The sequence below is a fragment of the Pseudopedobacter sp. genome, from assembly GCF_040392825.1.
GTDB lineage: Bacteria > Bacteroidota > Bacteroidia > Sphingobacteriales > Sphingobacteriaceae > Pseudopedobacter.
Genome location: NZ_JBEBVH010000283.1, coordinates 1 through 4,766, shown reverse-complemented (window position 1 = coordinate 4,766; position 4,766 = coordinate 1). Strand labels below are relative to the sequence as shown.

The window sequence follows — 4,766 nt, the reverse complement described above, 5'->3', positions numbered from 1 at the left end:
AGATTATCGTCCTTTTAGTCAACAAAACCTGTCCGCAATCTATTTGTCATGGACTTCAGTAGCTAAAGACGTTAAGGTTTATCAATCTATTGACAATGGTAAAATCTGGAATCTAAGTAATACACATGTTGAAAACGGAAAAATCCGTATCTCCAATTTAGAAGAAGGAAAGCGCTATCAGTTCCAGCTTTTCAACAAATCCGGAAAGCCTTGTTCTCAACAGATCTATCACTTTACGGGAAAGCAAAATATAAAAGCGTTTGGAGCAAAAGGTGATGGAACTACAGACGATACCAAAAAGATTAATGAAGCCATTGCTCAGTTAAGTAAGGATGGAGGTGGAATCTTATTATTCGATAAAGGAACATTTTTAATACGTACCGTACATCTTAAAAGTAACGTATGGTTATATCTCGCCAAAGATGCAACTCTAAAAGCGCTAAAAGGAACTGATGCTCCAGAGTGCACCTGGTTTAGCGATAGGCAATACAGGTATGGTTTATCTCCAACGGACAAAGGTCCATACGAAAACCCGGAAAACTGGTTAACAAAACAAGATGTAGGCCATACATTTTTTAGAAATGCAATGTTCTTTGCTGAGAGAACAGACAATATTAAGATTATTGGTAATGGAAGAATTACAGGCGACGGCAATTTGATAACAAGCGATAAGGTGATGAATAACGAACCAGAGAAGCGAGCCGATAAAATGTTTTCTCTAAAACTGTGTACAAACATCGAAATAGGCGGAATAGAAAGAAACGAAGATTTATGGTACGATGAACAAAAAGACGAACCCTATTATATGCTGTCAAACAGAGCAAAAGATTTCGATGTAAATAACATGTTAAATATAGACAGAGCAGGTCATTTTGCACTTTTAGCAACCGGAACCGATCATGTTTATGTTCACAATACCTATTTCGGGAAAAATCATACGGCTAATGCAAGAGATATTTATGATTTTATGGCTTGCAACAATGTTACTGTAACTAATATTTATTCCAAAGTAAGTTCGGATGATATTGTTAAGCTGGGGTCTGATTGTGCTTTAGGCTTTACCAGACCAGCGAAGAAATTCAGGATACGGAATATTATAGGAGATACCAATTGTAATTTATTTCAAATTGGTTCAGAAACGGCAGATGATATAATGGATGCCTGTGTAGACAATATTTTTGTTTTGGGCGCTAATAAAGCCGGATTCTCCATTTCTACAAATGATGGAGGACATATCAAAGATATTCATTTGAATTGTGGTCATACCGGAACAATCCATTCACGATCGCAGATGAGGAGAACAACAACACCTTTTTTCATTTCTATTTCTAATAGAGGAAGGATATCGGGAGCAAACGTAAGCAGACATAAATTTTATGAGAACGGTGTAAAACACGATGAGTTACTGGTAAATAATGTGAATATTGGAAAAGTGGAAAATATCCTGTTAAATGGAGTAGATATTACTGAGGTATACGGAGGCAGTTCTTATGGAAATGACGCGGTAAGGTGGAAACCTTTTGATGGAAAACAGAAAAAAGCAACGGCTATTGTTGCCGGTTATGCATTACCAGAAGATGATAAAGTAGAAGGTGGTTTAAATTTCAGATTTCCAGATAACCAGTATATAGGGTATATTCAAAATATTATTTTTAATGATGTTCATATCTTAACAAAAGGAGGAAATCCGGTTTCTGATAAACAAAAATCACCACCGGAGTTGGGAGTTGGGCAGTATAATGTTTCCAATTTAGGAGTACAACCCTCTTACGGATTGTGGGCTCGACATGTGAAAAACCTCGAAATAAAAAATAGTTCGTTCGATTTTGAAAGTAACGATGACAGGTATGTTTTGTTCCTTGATGATGTTGAAGGAGCAATAATCAACACTGTTACCATGAGGAAAGGAAAACATAATGATGAATTTATTGCCACTAAAAACTCTGGTAAAATTAAAATAGATAACGCTACTGCTTTTAATAGAGAACCGAGAGATGCTGTTAAACTAAATCTGAGGGAAAAACAGAAGTGCCAAAGCGAGACGGTTTATTTAGCCGAGTAAGATGCTGAGAAAGCATAATGAATTGCAAAAATGATTAAGTGTTTTTTAGACAAAAATTGCTTAGTTGCATTACACTTATTAGTACTGTCTAAAAAGGAAAATTTAAAAAGTTTGCTTAACACCATGATGTAATTAAAACATGAGATTCTTATCGATATTTATTTTAAAAATAGCCCTTGCCGGAGTTATCCAGGCGCAAACGGTGGTGCCGCTTTGGAAAGATTACGTTAAAGCAAAGAAAGCAGGAGAGATTCCATTTTTACCTGATTTTTCTTATGCAGGATATCACTTTTCGGAAAAGCCAATTCCGGATGTAAGCAAACGTAAATATTTTAATGTAATTGATTTTGGTGCAAAGCCAGATGACGACATCTCTGATGAGGCAGGTATTCAAAAAGCAATTAACGCTGCTGAAGAAAATCCTGGAGGAGGAGTGGTTTTCTTTCCAAAGGGAAAATTCATTATCAATGGAGATACGCTTAAAAGATACCAGATAAGAATTGCAAAAAGCAATATTGTACTTAAAGGAAGCGGTGCAGGAGTAGGAGGAACAGAAATTTACCAGCCAAATATGTGGGTAAATAACCGCTCTATTTTGTTCAAAGCAGAAAACAACAGATCAGAAAAGCTGGCAACTATAGTTAAAGATGCGCCAAGAGAGACTTTTGCAATTGAAGTTGACAATACCAACAAGCTAAAACCGGGGCAAGATGTAATAATTCGCCACAGGAGTGAAGAATACACCCGTAAATATTTTGCTCCTCAGGAATTAAAGCCACAATGGAGTAGACTATTCGGAGAAAAAGGAGGTATGCAGATTATGGAGATTCACACTATTAAAAGCATAAACGGAAATAAAATAACCTTTCAGAACCCTTTGCATTTAGAAGTGACCTTAGTAAAATCTGCTCCGTTTGAATTATACAGCTATTCAGCTTTGGAAGAATGTGGAATAGAGGATATCTTGTTTTCTTCCAATTGGAAATCTTATCCGGAAGAATTTGTACACCACAAAAATGCCATTCACGACAATGCTTATCTGGCCGTTGGAATGGAAAATGTTAAGAACAGTTGGGTAAGAAATTGTGAGTTTAGAGACTGGAACGATTGCCTGTCTTTTCGCGCCGGATATGCTGTTACTATAGAAAATGTTCAGTTCACTGGCAAAAAGGGCCATACTTCACTGCATGCAAGATCAGGTTATGGAGTTTTAATTAAAAAATGTGGATTTAATGGATCCCATCATCATGGTCCGGGAACTGGTTACAGTGCTACGGGAACAGTCATTACGCAATGCGAAATGGCAAGAGACCAACATTACGATAGCCACGGAGGCCAACCTTATGCATCTTTACTGGATGATATAGACGGTGGAATATTTACCAATTTAGGTGGTCCGGAAGCTGGGCATCCACACCATGGACAGTTTATGGTGTTCTGGAATTTTAAACACAAATCGTCCAGAGATTTCCATTATAATTTCTGGGATATGCAAAAGAGACGAAATTATACCATGGCCCATCCAATATTAATAGGTTTTCAAGCCGATACAAAAGTTACTTTTGAAAATGAAGGAATGAATATTTTCTTTAGTAGAAAAGTTAAGCCACAATCGCTGTTCGAAGCGCAATTGGCCTTAAGATTAACTGGAAAAGATATCTCCGAAGAATAGACAAGTATATGCTAATAAGACTTAAAAAAATATACTCAATAAGAGGTTAAATTCATTATTCATCTTTTCTTTTGCCCTGTTAATTCTATTCCTGGGGCCTATAATTGGTGACATAAAAGAGCACTGTACTCTTTTTAGAGCTGGCGTTGCCGGCTCTTTTTCATTTTTTATTGCTTAAATATTTCCGAACAGGTTTATCATAAATAACCATCACCAGATAAGCAAATGCTATTAATAAAATAGTTCCTATAGAAACAATCATTGTAAGTTCTCCGGAATCTGGTTTGCGTGTTAAGAAGTAATTGCCAAAAATCCACATTACCCAATAGTGAGTCATGTATAAAGGATAAGAAATATCGCCGAGAAATTGACAAACTTTATTGCCTGTAGATAGGGTAGACCCCGCTCCAAGAGACACTAAAAGAGGGAAATAAATCAAAACAGTTAAAAGCTCCGTTAACCAGTTAAAAGAGAAATGAGGGGTTATAAATGCAAAAATTAACAAAACCGACAATCCTAAAAAGCCAAGTTTGTTTTTGATGATCCAATTGTTTCGGTAAATAAACAGGCCCGCCAGGAATGAATACGAAATGCGGGCACCGCCATGCCAGAAAGTATCTCCATTCCAGCCTCCAAGTAAATTACCAGCACTAAAAGCTGTATACGCAAGTCCTAAAGTCGCTAATACCAGTAATACAGCCGTATATTTTTTGCTAAGCTTATACAATACAAAAACATAAACAATATTGGCAACATATTCCCAGAAGAGTGACCATGAAGGGGCATTTAATCCAAAAATATTAAAACCTCTCTCCTCCATTGCAGGAAAAGGAATTAGAAAAATAGTACAGATAAAGATGAGGGCAATACTGCCAAAACTATAAGTAGAGGAACTATCCGAAAACGGATCGAACAGAAAAGCCAATAGGCCTAAAACTGCTCCGAGGATAACCAGCGGATGTAATCTTATCAACCTTCTTTTGAAAAATTCCCAGTTTCCTAATTTTTCCAGTCGGTTATCATATGCATAGG

At 36.6% G+C, this 4,766-nt stretch carries 3 protein-coding genes; 2 read left to right on the top strand and 1 reads right to left on the bottom strand.

From position 1 onward, the window contains the following. The coding region (locus ABWO41_RS15490) for a glycoside hydrolase family 28 protein (protein WP_353139997.1) at positions 1-2,062 on the top strand (2,062 nt) is incomplete at its 5' end. Positions 2,063-2,201: 139 nt separating this feature from the next. Beyond that, positions 2,202-3,734 carry a DUF4955 domain-containing protein gene (locus tag ABWO41_RS15485; protein WP_353139995.1) on the top strand — a complete coding sequence of 511 codons (1,533 nt, stop codon included), beginning with the start codon at positions 2,202-2,204 and terminating at the stop codon, positions 3,732-3,734. Between the two features lie 160 nt (positions 3,735-3,894). On the opposite strand, the gene ABWO41_RS15480 is transcribed toward ABWO41_RS15485, so the two are convergent. After that, on the bottom strand, positions 3,895-4,766 hold an 872-nt coding region (locus ABWO41_RS15480), incomplete at its 5' end, for an acyltransferase family protein (RefSeq protein WP_353139993.1).